Raw genomic sequence first — 22,760 nt, 5'->3', positions numbered from 1 at the left:
AAATAAGTTCATTTGTGGGTTCTTTTAACCTGATGGATGCGAAAAATAAAAAAAGAAAAATGGATAACAAAATATTAAATTGAAATAAACGGGTAGTCTTAGTTTAACTATCTGAATTTTAATAACTTGATTGAGCTATGTGCAGTTTTTGGAGTATAGAATAACTTCCAAAAAGCATAGAATAATTTCTTCTTATATGAAGATTGCATAACTAAATCATTCATTTTGAATGTAAAAAAGCGACTGTAAAAGTCGCTTTTTTTTGAGGGATTGCAAGCTTACATAGGATAGTCTTGTAAGCTGTCAGACACTTCAACTTGCTCTAAAGCATCAGTTTCAAGTGCAAGGCAAAGCGTCACAATTTTCTTTAGATCGGCTAGATATTGTTCATCTTTAAACGATGCACCTAACTGCAGGGCTTGAATACGGTCAGCGCTAATATCCAACGCTTGAGCAGCTTCAATCGCATCAACTTCATTAAAAAATGCAGTAACAGCATGATTTAATTCGAGGTCTGATGCATTGAGAATGCCTTGATCCAGTTGCTCTTCAAATTGTGGGGTAGGAGACTGCAAAGCTTGAGTAAAGTTTTGCACCAGACGTTGATCGAGAACATCAATCATTTTAAGCATGTCATAACCTTTAAAAGAAATAAGGTGATTAAACAGGGGGGAGTACAGCCAGAAATAAGCATTAAAGAATGCTTTAAAATTGGTTGAAAAATAATCCATTTTGGAATTTTTTGCAAATAGATTCCGATAAATGAAAGATGGATTTGTTAAGTGAATGAAAAGCTTAAATTTATTAAATTGAGTGCCTGTGTGCATTTCATACGACTGTTGCAAGGGGCTCGGATAGATCAAAAAGAAGCGTTCAGTGCGGAATATCGTGGAGTTTCAATTAAAAATTTATTTGAATTGTTTTCAAGTTATTGAAATAAATTAATTATATTTTGGATTCTCTGGAATGTTCTTTATTTTAAGATTACTGATTCAAACGTAGACATATTGTGGAATTACAATTTATAAATACAAGCTAAAGCAAGTTGAGGTACATCACCTTGCTTTAGTTGTCTGTGTTTGGGGTAGAGAATGATGAACGTTTACGCCACTAGTTAAAGTGCTTTTGCCTCAGTTGTTCTAGGCGGAGTTGATACTGCTGTTGCCATGCACTTTCAGCTAAATTTTGTTTTTGCTGGTTCATTTCTTGGTTTAGAGCAGAAAGCTCAGATTGGTAACTGGCGATCTGTTGTTGCTGACGAGCGACTTGTTGTTCGCGTTCAGCCATTTGCGCCGCTTCTTTGCCTGAAAAGTAGCTGTTACGAATGTGTTGGGTAATTTCTTGTTGCTGTATTGGGTCGGTGACGCCAATTAAAGCCAATTTAAGGGCTTTATCATAACCACCACTTTGACCATCAATGTTTTTGCTCGAGTTTTTATATTGTTGCTGTAATTGCGCAAGTTCACTCAGACGTTGTTGTAGTGTCATTTGCGGTGCTCGTCCCAAGAGTTCACCATAAGCAAACTGATAGCTGGCAAATTCTTTTTCTTCAGCAAAGCCGAGTTGTGTTTCTTGCTTACCTAAAGTCTGCTCACGTAAGTTCCAAATTTCCTGATAACGCTGTTGTGGTGTCATTTGTGTGGACATGGTTTTAGCTTGCATTTCTTTTTCGTACAGTGGTAGGCGTTCTATCAATCGTTTTAAGGTCTGGGCAAACTGCTGATCTGGATATTCGGCCAATACCTGTTTTAATAATGCCTGACAGTTGGTATCGGGGCAGTTTTGTTGTAACTGGTTTAATAATTGTGTGATATTGCCCGGATTTTTTTGAAAGTGTTGAATAATTTGTTGGATGGATTCTTGTTGCTGTTGTTGCTGCATTTTTGACTCGTCGTTGTTTGCAGCAGCAAGCTTCTCTTGCAAACTGCTGGGTTGAGCAGTCTCTGTAAGGGACGGTGAGGATGCCTGAGTTTGACCCGATGTGGCATAGGATGGGCCAAGGCCCAACCATATCACCACACCGATCACCAATACACTCAGCACCAAAGCGATAAGCCGTAAGCGCTTCATTATTCTTCCTTATGGGTTGTATTGGAATTGGCCCATGACAGGGAAGTGGTCAGATAAGTCCCAAGTCATAAACAAGGGATCGGTAGCCGAACGAAGAATACGGACATTATTACGTGCTTGTATAGGCTGACGGTGGTTATTGGATGACACCACATAGTCTAAATACTCTACGGTAGAGCCGCCCGTGAGTCCTGCACCCGCGAGTTTATTCACCCGTGGATCGAAGGTTGATTCGGTATATCCTGTGCTGACTGGTACCGTACCATTCAAGTTAATTTGCATTTGTGCATAATCTTGCGGCCACAGTAGCTTGTTGACATTAAAGTCACCGCCCATAAGTACTGCATCAAATGACGGGATATTTTGCTTATCGACCAAAGCGCGGATTTGCTTAAATTGTTGCTGGCGCATATCACGTGCCGCGTCGGTATCAAACGATGCGGTATGCGTGGAGGTCACATGATAGGCTTTGCCATTCTTGAGAATTTCAGCATAAATCACGCCTTTATCGGCAAAACAGTCAATCCCTGTACAGCTTGGGTAAATAAAATGATCCGTTTGTACAATCGGGTGGCGACTGGCAACCAATATGCCGCTGTCATAAATGTTGTAGCCTGAACCGACTGGAATATAAGTTTGGTACGGATATTCCTGAGCTAATTTGGCCAACATGGCGGTACGACCAGAAGCAAAGGTCTCTTGGAATAAAATCGCGTCGTAGCCTTTTAGGTTTTGTGGTAGTTGTTCTAAGCGTTCATCAATTTTACTTGCCACCAAAGGAAGGGCATAAATATTGTAGGTTAAAACTTTAAACTCATCGGCACTGCTGGCAACAGGTTCTGGCACGGTATTTTGATGGATGGTGTAGTGGAAGTCGTCATAACCACCAGTGTATTCAGCTTTAAAAGCAGTCTGCGCCGTTTTTCCTGCATAATTGGTGTTGAAACGCTGAATGTTACGGTCGTTGAACCATGGTGCAGAGAAATCACTGCCAGATGCAGAATGTTTAATATTACTTCCAGACCAAGTGCCAGTCATAGATTGTTTCAGGGTGACGCTTGAACCACCGCCTGTAATCACGGTATCAAAATTATAGGTTTGGCCTGACTTTAGCCCAGTATAACGGTTATAACGCAGTACACGTTTGGTTTCATAAGGGGCAATTTGAGTGGCTTCTTGAGCCCATTGACTCCCTTGCGTTAAGGTGCGTGTACCGTGATGATTAATATTGACGGAGACTGTTTCAGGGGTGGTATTGGTCACATAAACGTATGAGTCGGCTATCACTGGCTGACTGCACACTAATAATGATAACCATCCGATATTTTTCATTAAGTTTTTATTTAATTGGCTACTCATGTTTTCCCTCCATGATGTTTTTATTCAACATTGTGTCAAGAACAATATGACGAGATCACTATGGCAGTTAATTTTTTGAAGTCAGTGACAAAGTGCGACAGCACCTTGATTTTCCGATGAATGAGCATCAAAAATTCAATTTAATGTATAAGCTCTGTTGACATTTCATTTGGCAAATCAAAACCCAAGTCAGAACAATAGTATGTTAAGGTTTTACTTGAACGAGAGAATTTTATTGGCTAGTGATTTGTGATGTAGAAAGAGCAAGAGCATCTCGTAGTTGCTTATACCAATCGACCTCAGTTAAGCGTCCTTATTTTGACGATAAGCACCGGGACTGACCCCAGTCCACTTTTTAAAAGCACGGTGGAACGCACTCGGATCATGAAAATTGAGTTCAGTGCTAATGTCTTGTAATGATACTTGGCTGTTACTGAGCAACTCAATCGCCATATCACGGCGTATATCATTTTTCAGTTGCTGATAACTGAAACCTTCGCTTTTCAGTCGCCGCTGAATAGTCGCCTCAGACATATTGAAATGATGGGCAATTTCAGACAGTTCAAGCCATTGTATAGGTGGCTCTTGCATTAAATAGCGACGAATTTGGGCACTGGTTGAATGTGGATTTTTATAACGGGTCAGTAAAATATGTGGGGTTTGCTGAATAAATTGATACCACGATTTACTGTCCTGTTTTATTTGCATTTTTAAATAATTGGCATCGAACTGAATATAGTTTTCCGCCATTTGATATTGGATATTTTCACAAAAACGAACTTTGTAGTCGATATCATCTGTAGGTGCATCACATTTGAGTTGAATTTGATTCAAAATCACCCGTTGGCCCACTAGCCAACACATAAGTGCATGAATCAACATGATGTAAGTTGCGTAACTAAACATCCGCTTGGACTGTTGCCGTTCATAAATCACAATATAGGCATAATGCTCTTGCACCATGAGTTGACTGCTAAAGTCGTCTAGTACCAGATTCATAAATTGCAAAATATGCTGAATAGCTTGGTCGAGCTGGGTGGTGTGTAATAGTGATTTAGATAAAAACTGAAAACTGCCACGGCGCATAGCATGACGATCCATCCCAAAAAACTCATCATTCATGACATTGGCCAGTTCAATCCAGAGCTGTGCATATTGATTGACTGAGACTCGTGCTTTTGTCGCACTTAACAGTTCGTTATTGATGCCTGCATTTTTCAAAATATCAGCAACTGCATATCCCTGCTTTTCAGCTTCAAACAATGCTTCTTGTACCAAAGCAATTGAAATGGAATCTTTCTGGGCGTTTGCATGTTCCGATGCAGTCATAGTGGCTTCCATATTTTTATTGTGCATTTTGAGCATTGTCCAAAACCATCATGGAAGATGCAATATTTGGAAATTGTACTTAAAGGGTTCTGTGTTTACATTTCTTCTTAAGTCGTAGCATTCAATCATACAAGGAAAAATAAATGAAGATTCAAGGGAAGGTTTTTGTCGTCACAGGTGGTGCATCGGGTTTAGGTGCGGCGACAGCACGTCATTTGATTGAACAAGGCGCGAAAGTCATTTTGGTAGATATGAACCAAGCTTTAGGTGAAGAGCTACAGCGTGAGTTGGGTGAAAATGCTCGGTTTAAAAGCCTTGATGTTACTGATGAGCACGCCGTGCAAAGTTTCTTCCAAGAAGTCGAGGCGGAATATGCACAATTGAATGGTTTGGTGAACTGTGCGGGTGTAGCGCCTTCAGCCAAAGTGTTGGGTCGTGAGGGTATTCATGAGCTGGTGTTATTCCAAAAAGTATTAAACATCAATGTCTCAGGTACTTTTAATATGCTGCGTTTTGCTGCGCAGTTAATCGCGCAATATGAACCTCAAGCCGGTGAAGAGGAACGTGGCGTGATTGTGAATACAGCTTCAGTTGCAGCCTATGACGGACAAATTGGCCAGACCGCTTATGCAGCATCGAAAGGCGCGGTTGTCTCAATGACTTTGCCGCTGGCACGCGAGCTAGCACGTGAAAAAATTCGAGTGATGACCATTGCTCCAGGCATTATGGAAACGCCAATGTTGAAGGCGATGCCGCAAAATGTACAAGATGCGCTAGGTGAAATGGTGCCATTTCCGAGGCGTTTGGCAAAACCGCAGGAGTTTGCTCAGCTGGTAGGCCATATTTTTGAAAATTGTTATTTGAATGGTGAAGTGATTCGTTTAGATGGCGCGATTCGTATGCAGCCTAAATAATTTATTTTGACTTGTGATCTTTGAATTTATAACGGAGTCTTTGCCTCGATAAGTAAAGGCTTCTTATAACCTTCGGTTCGACCTACTTTTCTTTCGGGAAAAGTAGGCAAAACCATCTCCATTCGCAAAACCTGTTTTATTAAATTTACAGACTACTTTCTCGCAGAAACATTATCTTTTGAAAGGCTTTCAGGTTGAGAATGGGTCGCCGTGTATCAAATATTTATTAAATTTAATAACCTGAACAGAGAAGGGACGACACTCCATGCTTTTAAATGAAGAACAAAAAATGGTTCAGGATATGCTGCGTAGTTATTCGCAAGAAAAACTGAAGCCAACCGCAGCTGCACGTGACAAAACTGCACAGTTTCCTGCGCAAGAACTCAAAGAGCTGGGTGAGTTAGGTGCTTTGGGTATGACTGTCTCACCTGAGTGGGGTGGTGCAGGCTTGGATTATATTTCACTGGTGGTGGCACTTGAGGAAATTGCAGCAGGTGATGGTGCTATTTCGACTATTGTCAGTGTGCAAAACTCATTGCCGTGTGGCATTACCCAGCGTTATGGCACTGATGCGCAAAAGCAGAAATATTTAAGCAAGCTTGCCACAGGTGAGTGGTTGGGATGTTTTTGTCTCACTGAACCACAAGCAGGCTCAGATGCAGGAGCATTGGAGTGTAAAGCTGTTCGTGAGGGCGATGAATGGGTGTTGAATGGAACCAAGCAATTCATTACCACAGGAAAGTATGCTCAAGTCGCTTTGGTTTTTGCAGTCACAGACAAAGCTGCGGGTAAGAAAGGTATTTCTTGCTTTTTAGTCCCAACCGATACCGAAGGCTATATCGTCTCTCGTATAGAGGAAAAGATGGGGCAGCGCTGTTCGGATACGGCAACCATCGTTTTGGAGAACTGCCGCATTCCAGCAGATCATTTGCTAGGCGCGGAAGGTGAGGGCTATAAAATTGCGCTCTCAAATTTGGAGTCAGGACGTATCGGTATTGCTGCACAATCAGTAGGCATGGCGCGCGCCGCTTTAGATGCTGCGGTTGAATATGCCAATGACCGTAAAGCCTTCGGTGTTGAGATTGTACAACATCAGGCGGTTGCTTTTCGTTTAGCTGATATGGCGACACAAATTGAAGCGGCACGGCAGTTAATTTTCCATGCAGCCGCTTTGAAGGATGCAGGATTGCCGTGTTTAAAAGAAGCGTCTATGGCCAAACTGTTTGCCTCAACTATGGCGGAGCGTGTTTGTTCTGATGCTATTCAAATTCATGGTGGTTATGGCTATGTCTCAGATTTTCCAGTTGAGCGAATTTATCGGGATGTTCGTGTGAGCCAGATTTATGAAGGAGCATCTGATATTCAACGTCTGGTCATTGCACGTGAAGTCACCAAGGTTTAAGACGACTCAGTTTTAGACCTTGGTCGATGTTCAAAGCTTGCACTTTCATTGAGGGATTTGGAAATTGTAGGTGCATTTAAAACATGGTTATCTAGGTGTAGCCGTTAGTTACAGGTATTAAGTCGAGTAGCTGAGCTGCTCTGGGTATTCAAACAATATAGGACTGACAATGAGGTCAGTTCAACGCTTAAAACGATAAAGAACATGGACGGCCAAAGTGGATTTGGCCTTAAAAAATGGATAATACGAGGTTGTCGTGATGAAGACATTAGAACAAGCCCACCAAGAATTTAACTATGAGCAACTGATTCAAGAACAATTGGTCGGCCAACCCAATGCAATAAATGCCTATATTGAGTGTTGTCAGCGTTATGTCGGGCAGCAAAAAATAGCACTCATTTGGGAAGGAAAAAATGGAGAGTCTGAGCAATGGAGTTTTGAACAGCTCGATGTTGCCTCAGCACAGTTGGCAAATTATTTTAAACATATTGGCATTCAAGTGGGTGACTGTATCGCAGGGCTGTTACCGCGTACGCCAGAACTATTGATTACGATTTTAGCAACATGGCGGATCGGTGCAATTTATCAACCTCTGTTCACCGCTTTTGAGTCGAAGGCGATTGAACATCGAGTTTTAACTGCGAATACTAAATTGATTGTGACCAATGCAGAGCAACGTCCAAAGTTAAATCATGTTGAAGTCAAACATATTCTGACTGTGAATGCGGGAATAAATTTCACCAGTAATGAAGCTGATTTTTGGCAGGAAGCAGAACAACAGTCCGATCAATGTGAAGCTGTTTTACGTAGCTTTGATGATGATTTCCTGATGATGTTTACCTCGGGCACCACAGGTTTGGCGAAATCAGTGCCTGTCCCTTTAAAAGCAGTTTTGGCTTTTAAGGGCTATATGCAATATGCGGTAGATTTAAGAGATGATGATTCATTCTGGAATTTAGCCGATCCGGGCTGGGCTTATGGGTTGTACTATGGAATCACAGGCCCGCTCAGCTTGGGGCATAGCATCATTATGGATGAGCGTGCATTTAGCGTGGATCATGCGGTTGAGGTTATTAAAAAGTATCGTGTCAGTAACTTAACGGGGTCGCCTACAGCTTTTCGAATGTTCTTCGGTTTCAAAGAAAAGTTTGATCCTTCCATTAAAACTCACTTACGTGCCGTCAGTAGTGCAGGTGAGCCTTTAACCCCAGAAGTGATTCATTGGTTCAATAATGATCTGAACGTCAACATTTATGACCAGTATGGACAAACTGAGTTGGGCATGGTGATTGCCAACCATCATGCACTGGAGCATGAGAAAAAAGTCGGGTCGGCAGGCTTTGCCAATCCTGGACACCGCTTTGCTGTACTGGATGCGAACCACCAAGAAGTGAAGCGCGGAGAGATTGGAACGTTGGCGATAGACTTTAGCCAGTCACCACTGACATGGTTTAAGGGCTATGGTGGCAATAATCGAAAGTCCTTTGTGGGACAGTATTATTTAACGGGTGATACGGTCAAACTGAATGAAATTGGCGGTGTCGATTTTGTTGGACGTGCTGACGATGTCATTACAACGTCAGGCTATCGAGTTGGGCCTTTTGATGTCGAAAGTACTTTGCTTGAGTGTGTAGAGGTTTTAGAGTCGGCTGTGATTGGTAAGCCTGACCCAGAACGCACTGAAGTGGTGAAAGCTTTTGTGGTGCTGAAACCTCAGTACCAAGCCTCTAAAGAATTGGATAGCAAACTCCAAGCCTATGTGCGTTCACGTTTATCTAAACATGCATATCCGAAAGAGATTGAGTTTGTTGAAAGCTTGCCGAAAACGTCGAGTGGCAAAATTCAACGTAATTTATTGAAACAGCAAGAAGTGGCAAAGATACAAACCTTACAAGCTGCAATTTAATTTAAAGATAAAAGGGTCTTAGTGGTAAGTCGAATTCGCAGTAATTGTTGATCTAACCGATTGAAAAAAATTATCTTGGCGGAGTTTTATCGAATTTTCATCCAATTTCGTCATTAGCCTGCGGCTCGCCCTACTTTTGTTTCGGCAAAAGTAGGCAAAACCATTGTCACCTGCAAAACCTGTTCTTTTCTTGGATTTATTAAAAGATATCGAAGAGACATTATCTTGCTTAGACCATGCAGGTTGCAGATGACATTTTCGTGTATCATATTTTTTGTTGAACTCTAATTAGAATTAAAGCCAGCCAATTCTAAATAGGCTGGCTTTTCTTTGATCCATTTATAGTAACCTGTGGGAATACTGCTCTAAACATAGTTAGATATATAAATAGCCTAAGTGAATTTAACTAGGCAACTAGTATGATTCAATCTCTGTAACTTAAAAATGAGAAGTTGAGCCATCTAAAGCACATCGCATTTATTGAATTTGTGCATAGCCAATCTTGGTTTCATAGTTATAATTCGGCATCAACATTTTCTTTAGCAAAAGGCTGAATCATGGACGAGTTAGATGAAAGTCTAGAACTCAGTAGTGCTGAAATGCATCTCTATAGCCGACAGATTTTATTAGACGGATGGGATATAGAGGCACAAGAAAAACTCAAGTTGGCCAACGTCCTTATCGTGGGTTGTGGAGGCATCGGTTGTTTGACTGCGGAGTTACTAGCACGTGCTGGCGTAGGGCAAATTACTCTGATTGATGCAGATACGGTCGAAGTAAGCAATCTGCAAAGACAGATTGCTTATGTAGAAAACAATGTCGGTTTCTATAAAGCAGAGGTTTTGGCCCAGCGTTTAAAGCAGATCAATCCCTATATTCAAGTCCATGCGCATACTGTAAAGCTTGATATATCTAATGCATCTAGCTTAATTGTTGGTCAAGACCTAGTTCTTGATGGTTGTGATAATTTTACGACGCGGTATTTGGTTAATCAGCAGTGTAAAGCGGCCAATATTCCACTCATCAGTGCATCAGCCATTGGTTTTCAAGGGCAACTGTTTATGGTGGAAGGCGAGTCCGCTTGTTATGAATGTCTGTTCCCGAAAGAAGAACATGCGAATGAAAGCCTACGCTGTGCAGATTCGGGCGTTCTTGCCACCACTCCGAACGTGATGGCTAGTCTTCAAGCGCATCATGCACTTTTATACTTGGGTTTAAATGTCTCCGCACTCAAACAACGCCTGTTGCTTTGGGATGGCTTAAGTATGAAACAACGTTTGCTTGCTTTCGAAAAAGATACAGATTGTCCAGTTTGTCAGGCAAGATAAGCCTGCAATTTTTTCATTCTTTGATACACTCAATACAATTTATTTTTGACCGATATTATGAAAAACAATATCTTTTTAGATGGACTGCGCTCTGTTGCCCGTGTTGGGGAAACAGCAGTCATTGCAGCGCGTGCAGGTATTAAGTACGCAACTGAAAAACCAAGTAATGCCAAACTGATGCGTGAAACCTTTGAGTCTTTGGGTTCAACCTATATCAAGCTGGGTCAGTTTATTGCCAGTACACCTTCACTTTTTCCACGTGAATACGTTGAAGAATTCCAAGGCTGTTTAGACCAAACCCCATCTTTACCGTTTAGTTATGTACAAGGGGTTTTGGCGTCTGAGTTTGAAGGTCGAAATCTGTCTGAGATTTTTGCATCAATTGATGAAACACCGTTAGCTTCGGCATCTATTGCCCAAGTCCATGCCGCAAAACTGGTGACGGGCGAAGATGTAGTGATTAAAGTACAAAAGCCAGGTGTAGAAACGATTCTCTATACTGACTTAAATGTGCTGCACTGGGCAACCAAGGTCTTGGAAAAAGCGGTGCCTAAAGTCAAATTTGCATCTCTTGCAGACATTGTGGAAGAAATCAAAACCCGCATGGTTCGTGAAGTCGATTTTATTGAAGAAGCCAGTAATCTGGATGACTTTGTGAACTATCTCAATATCACACAAAACCATAAAGCCATGGCACCGAAGGTCTATCACCAATATTCGACTCGCCGTGTGCTGACCATGCAACGGTTATATGGTGTACCATTAACCGATTTTAATGTGGTGAAACAGCGTTGCAAAGATCCATCACAAGTCCTGATTACTGCCATGAATACATGGTTTGGTAGTCTGATGATGTGTAATAGCTTCCATGCTGACTTACATGCTGGAAACTTGATGTTGCTTGATGATGGTCGTGTGGGTTTTATTGACTTTGGAATTGTGGGCCAGTTGAAACCTGAAGTATGGACAGCTTGTATCGCCTTTATGGATGCCTTACAAAAAACCGATTATGCACTCATGGCGGAAAACATGCTGAAAATGGGCATGACCGCAGTGCAGATTGATACACAAGTGTTGGCCGCAGATCTTGAGCGTTTATTTAGTGGTGTGCTGTTGGCAGATCCGCAAGAATTACTGAGTTCAAACCCAGCAGATTTGAATGACATTATGATGGATATGGTTGCAGTGGGCGAGCGTCATGGTATTCGCTTCCCGCGTGATTTTGCCTTGTTATTTAAACAGATGCTGTATTTCGATCGTTTCATGCGCATCCTTGCACCGTATACCGACATCTATGCTGACCAGCGTTTGCAAATGGTGCAAACTATGGACCCAAATGTGTTGTTAAAAAACTAAATTCTTTTGAAGTACATTCTCCAAAAAATCCCTTTCAGTCCTTCTTTTGAAAAGAGGGACTGAAAACGCTTTCCTGTTAAAGGGGTGAGAAACATGGTTTCGTAATGCAGGAATTAAAAAGTCAAAATCGGTTAAAGGTAATAATGTGGACGCAATTATCATTGAAGGCTTAAAAGTTGAAACAGTGATTGGCTGTTTTAACTGGGAACGTCAGATTATTCAGCCTTTAATGTTGGATATGATTATTCAAACAGATTTGGAGCAAGCATCAAACTCAGATGACTTAGACCATACCTTAAATTATGCTGAAATTTGTGAAATCGCGGCAAAGGTTATTCAAGAAGCCAAGCCTGAACTGATTGAACATGCGGCAAAGTTGGTCATCAACGCACTTTTTTCTACCTTTCATGCGATTGAATCAATTAATATTACCATCCGTAAGCCTGCCATTATCGCGCAAGCAAATTCTGTAGGAATTCGTCTTGAACGCCACCGAAACGATTTTCGCCCTAGCTCTGGCGAGTAATAATAACCCTCAGCAACATTTTTTATATGCCTCTGATGAGTTATCTAAAATTGGGCAGCTGCAATTTTCGAACATTTATTTAATTCCATGTCGTGATGGTGTCGGAGCAGATTATTGGAATGCAGCGTGTTTGCTGAAATCAGCTTTGTCTGCTTCTGAGATTTCAGTCCTGCTGAAAAAAATGGAAAATGCCTCTGGACGAATTCGTCCATCGCATCAAATTGCTTTGGATGTTGATTTGATTGCATGGGGTGACAACCTAGAGCATATGCAATTTAATCCTAAGAAACTGCCTTTGGCTTTAGATGTTAAAATTCCAATGTTTGATGTGTGGAAGGATGCTGCCTTTCAACATGCAGAGCATACATTTCCAACGGTCAGTTGTTTAGAAACCAATTAACATATTGAAGTGTGATTGCATTTATAACTGCTTTAAGATGTATATAAAAATACAATTCAAAGCGAGTTATTTCATGAAAATACAAATTTTGAGTGCGCTTTTTTTAGCAATGCTTGTAGCGGGTTGTCAATCAAATCCATCAAACATGGTTGAAGCGGAATCAGATCTGACTTCAGTAGTGACAAGTACAGTTGGGAATGAAGTCTCAGCATCGAAATCTGCTGAAAATAAAGCGCTAGAGCAGGCGGTGCATGCCTATACGCAAGATCAGTCAAATTATCAAACTAATACTTTTGATTTGAATCAGGATGGTCTGGCTGATGCAGTGGTACTGTTGGATGGTTCAGAATGGTGTGGTTCTGGTGGTTGTACTTTATTGGTCTTTAAAGGACTTGCTAATGGACGCTTCCAACCACATAGCAAAATGACCGTATCATCTACCCCAATTTATGCTTTAAGTACACAGACGCAAGGTTGGCATGATTTGTCGGTTTACACACGTGGTTTAGGACAGGTCATACTCAAGTTCAACGGAAAAAGTTATCCATCCAACCCTTCATTGGCAACTAAATATACAGCGAATTTGAAACAAGTAGGCAATACCTTATTGTTGCCGATCGTTGTGGAATAACTCAGAACTAAGTCAATAAAAAAGCAGTAGTGATTCCACTGCTTTTTTATTTAAACCCTTGTGGTTTAAATAAAATAACTGGCCTTGGTCATGAGTTTTGATATAGCCGTCATGGTGATTTTGACAGGAATAGGTAAATCGACACCGCCAGCATTTAGTGCTGTATCACGGTGATGTAATTCATCTTCATTCATTTGTACAAGGATATTGCGTGAACGGTCATCTTGAGCAGGGAGTTGGCTGATGTGGTGTTGTAAATGCAGACTGACTTGGCGCTCCGTTTCTGCAACAAAACCTAAGCTATATTTATCGCCTGCAATGCCTGCGATTGCGCCCATACCAAAAGACAAACCATACCAAATTGGATTGAGCAGACTGGTATGGCTATCCAGTTCTTTTAAGCGGTCTTCACACCATGCGAGATGGTCTTGTTCTTCAATCGCGGCTTGTTCCATTTCACGGCGTACATTTGGCAGTTTTGCAGTTAAGGCCTGACCATGATAGAGCGCTTGAGCACAGACTTCGCCACTATGGTTGACTCGCATTAAACCAGCAACATGACGCGCTTCACTGACGGCCAGTTGGGTTTCTACCGCCTTACCTGGGTTCTCGCGTTGAGCAGACGTTGTGCCAGGAACTAAGCTGCGCAGGGCTTGATCAAAAGAATTGATAAATTTATCTATGCCAGTGTAATGACGCATAACTTTAGTCCTCTAACTCAGGTTGTACAGTTTTTAGCATAGGTTTAAGTCGATATAACAACCATACTGTAAAAACTGCACTCAATATAGCGGTAATGCTGAAAAGTATTTTAATATCAATCTTTAAAACACTTAAAATGATAATCGAAAATACAGCAGATGACACCATAAACACCGCATTTAAAATGTTGTTTGCGGCAACAACACGCGCACGGTGTGACCGCGGAGAATACGCTTGCATCATGGCATACAAGGGTACGATATAAAAACCACCACTGATGCCAAGCAAAGTCACTGCGAGCATGACATGATAGTAAACCATACCGTGGTTGAACATATCGCTAACATTGAGCATTGCCCCTGTACGTTCTGGGACATAAGCGAGACTCAAGGCCAAATAAAAGGCAAATAAAGTCAGTCCAATAGCACCCACAGGCACCATTTTTATATTTACTTCTGAACCACCAATCTTACGGCATAACAGCGAACCGACCCCAATGCCGACAGAGAAAAAGGTCAAGAGTAGGCTTACGACATTTTCTGAAGCGTGTAGATTTTGCAAGGTCAACTGCGGAATTTGAGTGAGGTAGGTCGCCCCATAAAACCAATACCATGAATTCCCCAGCAAAACCATAAAAATGAGGGGCAGGCTTTTGGCATATTGAAGTGTTTGAAAACTCGTTCTAAAGAAATTCCAGTCGATCTTTAAATCGGGTGCACTGACTTTTTGTTTTAAAATATAGCGGCTAGAGAAATAACCCAAAATAGCAATCGTAACCACAGTCAGGCTAATCCAAAACAAATTGCCATTTGACGCTGAAATGACCGCACCACCTAAAATCATGCCCACCAATATGGCAATAGATGTACCTGATTGGAACAATGCGTTGCCAGACATGAGTTCATTTGGTTTGAGAATCTCAGGTAAAATGGCGTATTTGATTGGGCCAAAGAAGGTGGAGTGTGTGCCCATCATAAATAAAGCCAACAACAGCAACCATAGATTTCCCAATAAGAATCCTGCTGAGCCAATCAGCATAATCACAATTTCTAAAATTTTAATGCCGCGAATCAACTGTGAGCGTTCAAATTTGTCAGCAATTTGTCCTGCTGTTGCGGAGAAAATAAAGTAAGGTAGGATAAATAAAAGTGCAGCTAGATTATTGAGTGTACTTACACTGGCTGCTTGTTGATTAATCCATCCATAAGTAATGACTAAAAGCAAAGCTTGTTTATAAACATTGTCGTTTAATGCACCAAAGAATTGGGTAATAAACATGGGAAGAAAGCGACGGGTACTTAATAGATGTTCATTGTTTTTCATGCTTTTTGCACTGCATTAAGTTTTATTAAGAAATGTGACTAATTGCTCAATCGTTCAATAAAATCATGTAAGATATTTAAAACCTGAAATTGGGTAAAATAATCAATAGATTTCAGTTCTTTTGGGTCATTTCATTAGAGCAAATCCATAAAGATTAAATAAATTTAGAGTTTTCTATGCTTGCCAAAACAAATTTTAAAAAGTCGACTCTTTCATTGAGTATGAATTCTTTCATACCGTGGCATCATAACAATAAATATTTATGCCTGAGTATCTTTTTAACGCTTTTGTCACAAGCAAGTTTTGCAGAAACGCCCGTTGCCATTGAGCCAAGCAGTGTGCAAGTGGATACGCAAACGAATGCGCAAATGACTGAGGAAATTAAAAAAGAAGCGATTCTTCAGGGTATGAGCAGTACCGAGGAATTACAGAAAGTTAAAAATATGGCGGTTGAACCTCCTGTTCCAGACAGTATGCAAATGTTGCAACAGCAACAAACCTCTTTAAAAAACTTAGCTGAATTTGCACCGATTCAATTTGAAGACCTTGAGGATTTGCCTGATGTTCAAGTAGATCAGAATATGGCAAATGATATTTATCAGGTAGCAGAGCAAGCCAAAGCAGAAGCACAGGCCTACCGCAGTGGTCAAAAGAAAGAGCTTGTCGTGGCAGATGCGACACAGCAGGAAATGGCTGAGATTAATCAAGCACCTGTTAATGTCGACGATTTGATGCGAAATATTCAAGCAGATAGTCAAATTTCGGTAGAGGCAAATACAGCGGGAAATACCTTAGATTTTGACATGAGCACCGAAGAGAAAATCGCCAAAGAACCGAATTTCTTTAAACGCATGCTCTATAAGATTCGACCACCAAAAGAAATGGATAGCGCCAAAGTTCCACGGATCAGTGCTGATGTTGAAATTATCAATGCAAAATATGAGGGCGAGATATCGAATAAAGCTTATCAGGCAGCATTGGTTAATTTAAAAGACAATATTAAGGGTAAGCTCTCGAGTTTTACCCAAGAATCTTTTGATGATTTTCCATCGGCACTACCGCAACTCCGTACACTGTCCAACCAAGCGGCGCAAGCGGTTGGTTTTTATAATGCTGAGTTTAAGTTTGAAAAAACCAGTAGTAGTCGTGTCCGTGTTCAAGTCACACCGAATACACCCGTTCGTATCGAAGAGCAAAACATTGAATTTAGTGGTGCAGGTGCAAATTTACCGCAGTTCCAAGTGATACGGGTTTTGCCTGAACAAGATGTAGGCGATGTATTAAATCATGGCTTATATGAGTCAACTAAAGGACGAGTCAATGAGGCTGCAAGTAATAACGGTTTCTTTGATAGTTATTGGCGCTTACACGATGTGAAAGTGGAACAGCCACAAAATACAGCAGATATTAACCTGCGTTTTGAGACAGGTAGTCGTTATAAGCTAGGTGACGTAGAGTTTGTAATGAGTGATCCGGATAAGCCGCTACCAATTGATCTAGATGTTTTACAAAGTCTAGTGACATGGGAGCCCGGAGCGGATTATACCTTTTGGCGTGTAAATGGTTTGGCTAATAATTTGACCAACTCACGCTACTTTAACTATAGTTTGGTAGATGCTGTTCGACCAGATCCAGTTGAAATGCCAAGCGAATTACCTCCTGATTTGCAGAAATTGGTCGATGAACAGCAACTTTCACGTCAAGATGTTTTGGCTCAGGAAAAACAACAGATTGTGTCAAACCGTGAAGTGACCCAGTCTGTCGTAAGCGAAACTCAGTTTGCAGGTGTGAATGATGTAGAACAAAATCAAGCACAAGCGACACTAAAAACTGCACAAGAATTAAAACAAAGCGAAGAAGAACGCCTAAAACTTGAAGCGCGAGAAACAAAGGTCATCCCCGTTAAAGTCACATTAAATGCCGATCAATTGAATAGCGCTGAATTAGGTGCTGGTTATGGTAGTGATACAGGTGTTCGTTTACGTGCGCAATATCGTCGTGCCATTGTTAACAATCGTGGCCATTCTTTTGATGCGAACTTAGAACTTTCACAAATCCGTCAGTCTATTGATGGTCGATATAACATCCCCTACAAGCATCCATTGAATGACTATGTGAGCCTTGTGGGAGGGTATGAGCGTGAAGAACAAGATGATGTTGGACAGGGCGTAAGTTTACAAACTGAATCAGCAGTTATTGGTGCAGACCGTGTTATTAAAAATCCGATGGGAAATTGGCAACATACCTATGGTGTGCGTTATCGTTTAGATCGTTTAACCCAAAAAGGGGTTGCAGATGAAGACGATATTCCAGATGCCTTTATTGCAAATGACGACCCTGAGCAAGAGTCACTGCTATTTGGTTATGAAATTTCCAGAATTGATAGCGATAAACGTGTCAATCCAAGTAAGGGCATTAAACAAACTTATAAGCTTGAACTAGGCAGTGAAAGCCTACTCTCAGATGCAGACATGGCAATTGCGAATGCAGGATGGCGTTTTATTTATTCATTGGGTGAAAATGATAATCACCAATTCGTAGGACGTGGAGATCTCGGTTATATCTTTACTCAAGACTTTAGTAAAGTACCATATAACTTACGTTACTTTACGGGCGGCGACCAAGGTATTCGTGGTTTTGATTATAAGAGTTTATCTCCAACTGTGGACGGATTTAAAGTAGGTGGTCAAGCCTTAGCTGTGGGCTCAATGGAATACAACTATCAATTTAAGGAAGGCTGGCGTGCAGCGATTTTTAGTGACTTTGGTAATGCGTATGATAAAGATTTTAGCAATGACACCGAGTACAGTGTTGGTTTAGGCATTCGCTGGGCATCACCGATTGGTCCAATTCGTATTGATGTAGCATCAGGGATTTCAGATGACAGTCATCCTATCCGTCTACATTTCTTTATCGGTTCATTATTATAAAATTTAGCATTTTTTGGGAAGATTATGGCTGAAGTAGAGCAGCAGCAAGAACCAACACCTACGCCGTTAAAACAACAGCGGCGCATTTTTAGAAGTGTCATTTTGACGCTGATGTTGACACTCATCTTGTTGGTGATATCACTTGCAGTCATGTTTTCTACAGATAGAGGCAGTAAGTTTTTACTCGACCAAGTATTAGAACGCCAAAAGATTATTAACTATGAATATGAAAGCGGTAATCTATGGAAAGGTATTATTCTTAAAAATGTAGTGGTCACATTAAAGCCTGTTGATGTCAAAATTGATCGCGCCGATGTCAGTTTAGGGTGGCGTGCTATATTAGATAAAGAAATTCATTTACGCAAAGCTGATGTTCGTAACCTTAGAATTATCACCAAAGGTGAGCCAAGCGATGAACCATTTAAGTTTAATGAAATTAAACTTCCTTTTGTACTGCGCTTAGATACAGCTGATGTTGATCATTTAAATATTAAAACTGCGACAGGTGCGCACGTTGATTTTTATGATGTACATTTAAATGATGCCTTATGGTCGGGTACAGAGCTTGAGTTTGAAAAGTCAAGTATGAATATGGGTTATTTGGCTGTACGTAATGCAACTGGAAAAATGAAATTTTCAGGAAAATATCCGCTTGAAGCGACAGCAATTGCAAACATCCCTTCCTTAAATAACAGTTTAAACGTACATGATATTGCCGTTCATGCCAAAGGTAGCTTAGATACCATTCAAGCGGGTGTTGCGACGCGAACGCCTGACTTACTAACAGGTTGGGCGATTATACATCCCGTACGTAAACATGTGCCGATGCAAGGACAGCTCAAATTTAATCATTACCATGTGCCACTGCTCAGCGATTACAAATTGTATGCTGAAAAAGGTGTTGCTAAATTTGCAGGTGATATTCAACGGTTGGATATCGACTTAAACACAGATTTGAGTGGTAAAGACATTCCTAAAGGCCAATACACTGCTTTGATGCATACCGATTTGGTTCATCAACTTGACATTGATAACCTAAATGCGCAGTTGATGAAAGGTTCTGTTAATGTCGGTGGTGTGGTGAGCTGGAAAGACCATGTTACTTGGAATTTACAAGGTCGTTTGGATAAACTAAATCCTAAAGATGATGTATTGCCTCAAGTTATTTCTGATTTTTTACCGCCCAGCTTAGATGCCAAAATTGCATCGAAGGGGACACTTGAAAAAGGCCTGCATTTAACTGCAAATCTTGACTTTGATCGTTATGAATCATGGCATCTTGCGCTAGACCAAAATCCAGAGAAAAATAATAAAGTCCAGCCAATGTTGATGGATGTCTCTTGGAAAAATATTGATCGCGCTGTACCTTATGTTGGTTGGTTAAGTAGCGCTTCAGGTGATGTAAAACTGGCTTTAGTTGAAGGTCAGCAAGATATTCATGTTGCGACTGTTGTGAGTAAACACGAAAAAGCGACCTTACCTGCGGGTCATTACCTTGCACAGTTAAATCTTAAAAATAATAACTTAAATGTTCCAAGTTTTAGCTATGTTGCAGGCCAAGGGAGTTTAACGGGTAATGCATTTGTTGAGCTTCCAAATGATAAACGTCAATTAAAATGGAAAGCCGTTTTAAATGCAAAAGACTTTAATCCGCAAACTGTTACAGAAGCAGCACCGATTAATCTATTGAATGGCAAACTTCAGGCTAGCGGGTATGCCAAACCAAATCAACAGATTATTCAATTACAAGGTATTGATCTGACTGGAAAAATGGTTAGCAACAATGAAACGGTTCACTTAACTGGTCAGTCAACCGCCGCATTATTATTTAATGATGAAAAAGCAGGTGGTGGCTTTAAAGGTTATGCTGTGAACTATGACGGGGCTTTAAAAGCCAGTCAACTTGAGGCCAGTCAAGGTACATTAAACCTAAGATTATCAGGAACACCTGAGTTTATTAAAATAACTGAACTGAAGCATAACGGAGTTGCAGGTCAAATTAATGCCAGTGGTTTGGTGCACTTTATTCACGGCATCACTTGGGATGTAAATGCAGCATTCATTCGTTTCAAACCACAGTATTTTGCATCGAGTGTCCAAGGTGAGTTGTCAGGTGTCGTGAAGACGAAAGGTACATGGTCGGATGCTTTAAAACGAATTAACATCGAAAGTTTAAATCTAGCGGGTATGCTGAATAACAAACCTGTACGTGGTACAGGTAACTTGGCTTTGGTTTTAAATTCTAATCAAAAAGGCTTTTTACCTCAGCAGTTTGAAGCGAATAACCTGCTGTTGGCTTATGCTAAAAACCAAATTCAAGCGACTGGTAATGCGCAAAATTTAAGACTGAATATTAATGCACCTGCGCTGTATGAAATTTATGCAGGCTTGCGTGGTCGCGCATACGGATATTTAAATGTTCAGTCCCAACCCCGATTAAGAGCAACAGCAAACTTAGCGGTGGATAATTTTGGCTTTAAAGATCTAATTGATATGCGTAAATTGCGTATTATTGGACAGTTGCCGACATCAGAAACGACACCGTCACTTATGACGGCAAAAATGGAAAGTTTGCGTAGTGGTAATCGTGAAATTCAACAAGGTGAAATTTCACTTGCAGGAACACGTAAAGCACATTTATTAAAAGTTACTGCGAAAAATGAAAAGTCTAAATTTTATGTGCAACTTGCTGGTGGCTTTAATAGTCAAAATGATTGGTTAGGGCAAATTCAAAAGGGTGATTTTGACTCTGTGCGCGCGCGTTTGGTTCAGCGTCAAAATGCCTCAGTCGTTTATAGTCGCTCTAATACAGATTTGCTGATCGGTGCGCATTGTTGGATGAGTCAGCAAAGCCAACTTTGTTTTGATCAGCCAATTCGAGTGAGCAAAACGCGTGGTAATGTTTCATTTTTAACACAAAATTTAGACTTAAATGATTTTGCTGCATTTATGCCAGAAGGTCTAGCGATTACAGGTAAGTTAAATGGGCATGCAAAAGCGGTTTGGGCACAAGGAGCTAAACCGAAAATTGATGCTCGTTTAGTCACTCGTGATGGGGTGATTGGCTTAGCTGCAGATGATCCACAAGACTTAGGTTCAACGCTAAAATATGAACAAGTGGCTTTGGTTGCAAAAAGTGTGGCAGAAGGTCTACAAATCCGATTGGATGTCAAAACACCTGAAATTGGCGTGGGATATGCCAATGTGGTTATTGATCCATACCGTGACAACATGCCTATGCGTGGTGAAATCGCATTTGATCAAGTACAGCTCAAAGTTTTTAAGCCATTCATAGCCGATGTGCGTTCTATGGGGGGGACACTTTCTTATGCAGGTAAAATCAATGGTACTTTGAAAGCTCCATTACTGACGGGGGATGTCCGTTTAAAAGATGGGTCAATTAGCATGATTTCACTACCAGTGAACTTGACCAATATCCAGCTTTATTCAGCAATTCGTCAAGACCAAGCAACAATCAACGGTGCGTTTAATAGTGGGCGTGGGGTTGGCAAATTAACAGGAACTGTGGACTGGAAGAATGATCCGCGTATTCAGTTACAGCTGAATGGTGAGAATTTACTTATTCGTCAAGCGCCTTTAATTACGGCATTGGTAACACCTAAAATTACACTTGATGTTTTACCATTAAGTAAGAAACTCACTTTAAATGGTGAAATTCAAGTTCCCCGCGCTTTAATTTCAATGCCAGAGGCATCTGTACCTGTGGTGAATGTATCTTCTGATGTTCGTATAGTTAAAGAGGGGCAAAATCAGTTAGCAATCTTAAACAGCTCGAAGCCTTGGGACATCCGTGCTGATGTCATGGTTGGCTTAGGTAATCAGGTCATTTTCCAAGGCTTTAACAGTCGCATTCCATTATTAGGACGTTTGTATTTGTCACAGCGTGGTGCAGAAACTGCTATGCGTGCCAATGGCGCAATTGGGGTTAGTCAACGGGTTAAAATTGAAGCCTATGGTCAAAGTTTAGATTTAAACCGTGCAATTGCGCGTTTCAATGGCGCTCTAAGTAACCCAACTTTAGATATTGATGCAAACAAAGCCGTACAGGGCAGTACGGTTGGAGTGCGCGTAACAGGTACGGCAACTTCCCCGAATATTCAAGTGTATAACGATGCTGGTTTGTCTGAGCAAGAAGCTTTAAATGCATTACTTACTGGACGAATTAATGAAGGTTCTAGTAGCTTAAGCCAAACTGAAGGCTTCAAATCGGATGTTAATAATACTATTGCTGCAGCAGGAATTAGTTTAGGTTTGGGAGGAACACGCGCATTTACCAATCAGCTTGGGCGTACTTTTGGATTAAGTGGTTTGGCTTTAGATGCGCAAGGGACTGGCGATGATACTCAAGTGAGTCTGACGGGTTATATCACTCCTGATTTGTATATTCGTTATGGTGTGGGGGTGTTTACTCCTGTGAATAAATTGACTTTACGCTATCAAATGAATAAGCGAATGTACTTAGAGGCGAGTCAATCAGTAGAGCGTGCAATAGACTTGTTCTATAACTGGAAGTTTTAATAAGTGAAATCTTAATATTTATATAAGATATTGTTTATTATTATT

General features: G+C 40.9%; 16 protein-coding genes. 10 read left to right on the top strand and 6 right to left on the bottom strand.

Annotation, left to right across the window (positions count from 1 at the left end; all coding sequences use genetic code 11):
• Nucleotides 1–278: 278 nt before the first annotated feature.
• The 4 genes from B9T36_RS00895 to B9T36_RS00880 form a co-directional block, all read right to left on the bottom strand.
• A complete protein-coding gene (locus tag B9T36_RS00895; RefSeq protein ID WP_110974163.1) occupies nt 279–632 on the bottom strand; it encodes a hypothetical protein in 354 nt (117 codons plus the stop codon).
• Nucleotides 633–1,110: 478 nt separating this feature from the next.
• Complete coding sequence (locus B9T36_RS00890) at nt 1,111–2,070, bottom strand: hypothetical protein (RefSeq protein ID WP_086207719.1); 960 nt, start codon at nt 2,068–2,070, stop codon at nt 1,111–1,113.
• 9 nt (nt 2,071–2,079) lie between these two features.
• Nucleotides 2,080–3,402, bottom strand: a complete 1,323-nt coding sequence (locus tag B9T36_RS00885) for a sphingomyelin phosphodiesterase (RefSeq protein ID WP_228146963.1) — start codon at nt 3,400–3,402, stop codon at nt 2,080–2,082.
• Between the two features lie 330 nt (nt 3,403–3,732).
• Nucleotides 3,733–4,758, bottom strand: coding sequence for an AraC family transcriptional regulator (locus tag B9T36_RS00880; protein WP_086208231.1), 1,026 nt, complete (start codon nt 4,756–4,758; stop codon nt 3,733–3,735).
• A gap of 143 nt (nt 4,759–4,901) precedes the next feature.
• Here B9T36_RS00880 and B9T36_RS00875 point away from each other — a divergent pair, with 143 nt between their 5' ends.
• From B9T36_RS00875 to B9T36_RS00840, 8 genes are all read left to right on the top strand, one after another.
• Nucleotides 4,902–5,672, top strand: a complete 771-nt coding sequence (locus B9T36_RS00875; RefSeq protein ID WP_086207717.1) for a 3-hydroxyacyl-CoA dehydrogenase — start codon at nt 4,902–4,904, stop codon at nt 5,670–5,672.
• A 265-nt stretch (nt 5,673–5,937) separates the two neighbouring features.
• Complete coding sequence (locus B9T36_RS00870) at nt 5,938–7,074, top strand: acyl-CoA dehydrogenase family protein (RefSeq protein WP_086207716.1); 1,137 nt, start codon at nt 5,938–5,940, stop codon at nt 7,072–7,074.
• A 259-nt stretch (nt 7,075–7,333) separates the two neighbouring features.
• Entirely contained in the window at nt 7,334–8,980 is a 1,647-nt protein-coding gene (locus tag B9T36_RS00865) for an AMP-binding protein (protein ID WP_086207715.1), read from the top strand.
• A 557-nt stretch (nt 8,981–9,537) separates the two neighbouring features.
• Entirely contained in the window at nt 9,538–10,308 is a 771-nt protein-coding gene (locus tag B9T36_RS00860; RefSeq protein ID WP_086207714.1) for a HesA/MoeB/ThiF family protein, read from the top strand.
• A gap of 57 nt (nt 10,309–10,365) precedes the next feature.
• Nucleotides 10,366–11,664, top strand: a complete 1,299-nt coding sequence (locus B9T36_RS00855) for an ABC1 kinase family protein (protein WP_086207713.1) — start codon at nt 10,366–10,368, stop codon at nt 11,662–11,664.
• Between the two features lie 145 nt (nt 11,665–11,809).
• On the top strand, nt 11,810–12,190 hold the full coding sequence (gene folB, locus B9T36_RS00850) for a dihydroneopterin aldolase (protein WP_086207712.1): 381 nt from the start codon (nt 11,810–11,812) through the stop codon (nt 12,188–12,190).
• Nucleotides 12,147–12,590: a 2-amino-4-hydroxy-6-hydroxymethyldihydropteridine diphosphokinase gene (locus tag B9T36_RS00845; protein ID WP_086207711.1), complete on the top strand. Its 444-nt coding sequence runs from the start codon at nt 12,147–12,149 to the stop codon at nt 12,588–12,590. The genes folB and B9T36_RS00845 overlap by 44 nt, the downstream gene beginning before the upstream one ends.
• 73 nt (nt 12,591–12,663) lie before the next feature.
• Nucleotides 12,664–13,221 (top strand): hypothetical protein, encoded by a 558-nt coding sequence (locus B9T36_RS00840; RefSeq protein WP_228146947.1) that lies wholly within the window; start codon nt 12,664–12,666, stop codon nt 13,219–13,221.
• 65 nt (nt 13,222–13,286) lie between these two features.
• Here B9T36_RS00840 and coq7 read toward each other — a convergent pair whose 3' ends face one another.
• Entirely contained in the window at nt 13,287–13,922 is a 636-nt protein-coding gene (gene coq7 / locus B9T36_RS00835) for a 2-polyprenyl-3-methyl-6-methoxy-1,4-benzoquinone monooxygenase (protein WP_086207710.1), read from the bottom strand.
• A 4-nt stretch (nt 13,923–13,926) separates the two neighbouring features.
• On the bottom strand, nt 13,927–15,246 hold the full coding sequence (locus B9T36_RS00830; RefSeq protein ID WP_086207709.1) for an MFS transporter: 1,320 nt from the start codon (nt 15,244–15,246) through the stop codon (nt 13,927–13,929).
• Nucleotides 15,247–15,422: 176 nt separating this feature from the next.
• Between B9T36_RS00830 and B9T36_RS00825 the strand changes: the two genes are divergently transcribed.
• Nucleotides 15,423–18,176 carry an autotransporter assembly complex protein TamA gene (locus B9T36_RS00825; RefSeq protein WP_086207708.1) on the top strand — a complete coding sequence of 918 codons (2,754 nt, stop codon included), beginning with the start codon at nt 15,423–15,425 and terminating at the stop codon, nt 18,174–18,176.
• A gap of 24 nt (nt 18,177–18,200) precedes the next feature.
• Entirely contained in the window at nt 18,201–22,715 is a 4,515-nt protein-coding gene (locus B9T36_RS00820) for a translocation/assembly module TamB domain-containing protein (RefSeq protein WP_086207707.1), read from the top strand.
• Nucleotides 22,716–22,760: the final 45 nt, after the last annotated feature.

It is taken from the genome of Acinetobacter sp. ANC 4204, from assembly GCF_002135205.1.
Lineage (GTDB): Bacteria > Pseudomonadota > Gammaproteobacteria > Pseudomonadales > Moraxellaceae > Acinetobacter.
Note: the sequence above shows the minus strand (reverse complement) of the source record. Positions and strands in the feature narration are given on the sequence as shown.

Excerpts from the sequence above, each read along its gene's own strand:
- B9T36_RS00895 (WP_110974163.1), bottom strand. The coding sequence starts at position 632 with ATGCTTAAAATGATTGATGTTCTCGATCAACGTCTGGTGCAAAACTTT.
- B9T36_RS00890 (WP_086207719.1), bottom strand. The coding sequence starts at position 2,070 with ATGAAGCGCTTACGGCTTATCGCTTTGGTGCTGAGTGTATTGGTGATC.
- B9T36_RS00885 (WP_228146963.1), bottom strand. The coding sequence starts at position 3,402 with ATGAAAAATATCGGATGGTTATCATTATTAGTGTGCAGTCAGCCAGTG.
- B9T36_RS00880 (WP_086208231.1), bottom strand. The coding sequence starts at position 4,758 with ATGACTGCATCGGAACATGCAAACGCCCAGAAAGATTCCATTTCAATT.
- B9T36_RS00875 (WP_086207717.1), top strand. The coding sequence starts at position 4,902 with ATGAAGATTCAAGGGAAGGTTTTTGTCGTCACAGGTGGTGCATCGGGT.
- B9T36_RS00870 (WP_086207716.1), top strand. The coding sequence starts at position 5,938 with ATGCTTTTAAATGAAGAACAAAAAATGGTTCAGGATATGCTGCGTAGT.
- B9T36_RS00865 (WP_086207715.1), top strand. The coding sequence starts at position 7,334 with ATGAAGACATTAGAACAAGCCCACCAAGAATTTAACTATGAGCAACTG.
- B9T36_RS00860 (WP_086207714.1), top strand. The coding sequence starts at position 9,538 with ATGGACGAGTTAGATGAAAGTCTAGAACTCAGTAGTGCTGAAATGCAT.
- B9T36_RS00855 (WP_086207713.1), top strand. The coding sequence starts at position 10,366 with ATGAAAAACAATATCTTTTTAGATGGACTGCGCTCTGTTGCCCGTGTT.
- B9T36_RS00840 (WP_228146947.1), top strand. The coding sequence starts at position 12,664 with ATGAAAATACAAATTTTGAGTGCGCTTTTTTTAGCAATGCTTGTAGCG.
- coq7 (WP_086207710.1), bottom strand. The coding sequence starts at position 13,922 with ATGCGTCATTACACTGGCATAGATAAATTTATCAATTCTTTTGATCAA.
- B9T36_RS00830 (WP_086207709.1), bottom strand. The coding sequence starts at position 15,246 with ATGAAAAACAATGAACATCTATTAAGTACCCGTCGCTTTCTTCCCATG.
- B9T36_RS00825 (WP_086207708.1), top strand. The coding sequence starts at position 15,423 with ATGCTTGCCAAAACAAATTTTAAAAAGTCGACTCTTTCATTGAGTATG.
- B9T36_RS00820 (WP_086207707.1), top strand. The coding sequence starts at position 18,201 with ATGGCTGAAGTAGAGCAGCAGCAAGAACCAACACCTACGCCGTTAAAA.